Below are 2,001 nucleotides of genomic sequence, written 5' to 3'. Positions count from 1 at the left end.
CTCATGAATAAGGCGGGTTTAATTGTTCAAGATTGTCCAGCGGGATATCCCGCAACGGACCAAAAGGAGTCAGCAAGCTCATGTTGTATCACCTCTGCACTGCCTATCAGAGTTTGATCCTGGCCAGGCAAGGAAAAATTAGCAACGTTGGGCTGCGTTGATCTTGCCGTTGCCCCGTCATGGTAGCCCTCGGCACCCCGAATAAAGTAGGCTTAGCCAACGAGCAGGCTCATTAAACTGAATGAGCCGATTGAGAGACGTTGCGAGGGAGCGCCATGAAATTAGCGATTGTGGCCACGCGGGCGGGCGTGGGGTTGGAAGCCCCAGCGGATCTACCCAAAAAGATCTAGTATGATTTAGTTATCGTTGTTATCTGCCGCTAAAAGTAAATGGATTCGTTCAACTTCGCTCACTGAGGCTTTCTGTAAGGCTGTCCAACTATCCGGTGGGTTGCCACTGCTGAGCATTTTCTGAAAGACAGAGTAAGCATCATGCTTACTGCCATAAGCACGTTTTGTAGCGTCATCATTGACCCATGCATAAATAATGATTTTGCTCGCAGCATCGTAGCGAAAGAACAGCCGGTACTGCTGGTAGAACTTTGCTCGTTGCCAATGAGTGTGCTCTGTGCCAAGCGTGCTCCCTTGGCGGTATTGAGTGCCTGATGGATCCTGCGGAATATCATTCAAGGCTAGCTTCATGATCGCTGCTAGACGCTTGGTGGCCGCCTTGTTGCGATAACCGGCAGGATCTTTCGATTGAAGATGTCTCACCTTCAAGGTGAGTGCTTCGACTTGTTCCAAGAACAACGGATGGGCATAAATCGTCCATCCATTAACCTCCAGAGGCTTCATTCGTCGTCATCATCCTCTTCCAGCGCCTCTTCGAGGTCTACCTCAATACCTGCGGTAAGCCGTTCGGCCTCGGCAAAGCTACTGGCAGTCACCGGGCGAATATTTTCTGGATGCGCCAGAAGATCGCGCTCTAGAAAATTGAGGAAGTTGACCATCACAGGGTCGTGCTTGGCCTCATCACTCGCCTTGGAAAGCACCACTTCACCATCAGGACGAACGGTATAATGAATACGGTCTCGGCGCTTCAGCTTTAGTGCCCGGCGAACCGATGCAGGAACAGTCGTTTGATAGCGATCCGTCAGAGTTGAGTCGTCTTCGATAAGCGTGCTCACTGTCGCTCTCCGCTTGATAGCAATGCAAAGGTAATGCATACAAAGGTAATGCAAGCGCATTACTTCGTCAAGCTGTCTCCGCTACTTGAACCGGTTGCTTAATCGCTACCAAAGCCTTCTTAATTACGTTAGGTTAAATACTTAAGCTAATGTAGCTTTATCCTACATTGGAGTAAGTGACAACTGCAGAGGAAAGGCGATGACGCTAGCCATTGTGGCCACGCGGGCGGGCGTGGGGTTGGAAGCACCGGCGGTGCATGTCGAGGTACATCTGGCGAATGGCTTGCCGGGCCTGACACTGGTGGGCCTGCCGGAAACCGCCGTGAAGGAGAGCCGCGAGCGGGTGCGCAGCGCCTTGATCAACGCGGGCTTCGATTTCCCCAACACCAAGCGCATTACCCTCAACCTCGCCCCGGCGGACCTGCCCAAAGAGGGTGGCCGTTTCGATCTCCCCATTGCGCTGGGCATTCTCGCGGCGTCGGGCCAAATCCCGGTAGATGCGTTGGAAGGCGTGGAGTGCGCCGGCGAACTGGCTCTGGATGGCAAGCTGCGGGCGGTACCCGGCGTGCTGCCCTTTGCGCTGGCCACCCGCCGTGCCAACAAGGCGTTGATCGTGCCCCGCGCCTGCGCCGATGAAGCTGCCCTGGCGGGCGATCTACCGGTGCTGCCCGCCGACTCTCTCTGGCAAGTCGTCGCCCACCTGCTAGGCCAGGAAAAGATCCCACCCCACCAGCTCTCGGCATCGGCCAAATCGACCACGCCCATGGCCGACCTGGCCGATGTGCGCGGCCAGCACCAGGCCCGCCGGGCGCTGG

At 55.4% G+C, this 2,001-nt stretch carries 3 protein-coding genes; 1 reads left to right on the top strand and 2 read right to left on the bottom strand.

The window, feature by feature from the left end; genetic code table 11:
* Positions 1–356: 356 nt before the first annotated feature.
* Together B7L71_RS13735 and B7L71_RS13730 are read right to left on the bottom strand one after the other, a co-directional pair.
* Positions 357–854 (bottom strand): type II toxin-antitoxin system YhaV family toxin, encoded by a 498-nt coding sequence (locus B7L71_RS13735; protein WP_016915426.1) that lies wholly within the window; start codon positions 852–854, stop codon positions 357–359.
* Positions 851–1,186 carry a type II toxin-antitoxin system PrlF family antitoxin gene (locus B7L71_RS13730; protein ID WP_016915427.1) on the bottom strand — a complete coding sequence of 112 codons (336 nt, stop codon included), beginning with the start codon at positions 1,184–1,186 and terminating at the stop codon, positions 851–853. The genes B7L71_RS13735 and B7L71_RS13730 overlap by 4 nt, the downstream gene beginning before the upstream one ends.
* A 199-nt stretch (positions 1,187–1,385) precedes the next feature.
* Here B7L71_RS13730 and B7L71_RS13725 point away from each other — a divergent pair.
* Positions 1,386–2,001 (top strand): magnesium chelatase domain-containing protein (locus B7L71_RS13725; RefSeq protein WP_139790139.1); only part of this gene is annotated, 616 nt, incomplete at its 3' end.

It is taken from the genome of Halomonas sp. BC2 (assembly GCF_002078115.1).
GTDB classification, from domain to species: Bacteria; Pseudomonadota; Gammaproteobacteria; order Pseudomonadales; family Halomonadaceae; genus Vreelandella; species Vreelandella stevensii.
Note: the sequence above shows the minus strand (reverse complement) of the source record. Positions and strands in the feature narration are given on the sequence as shown.

Excerpts from the sequence above, each read along its gene's own strand:
- B7L71_RS13735 (WP_016915426.1), bottom strand. The coding sequence starts at position 854 with ATGAAGCCTCTGGAGGTTAATGGATGGACGATTTATGCCCATCCGTTG.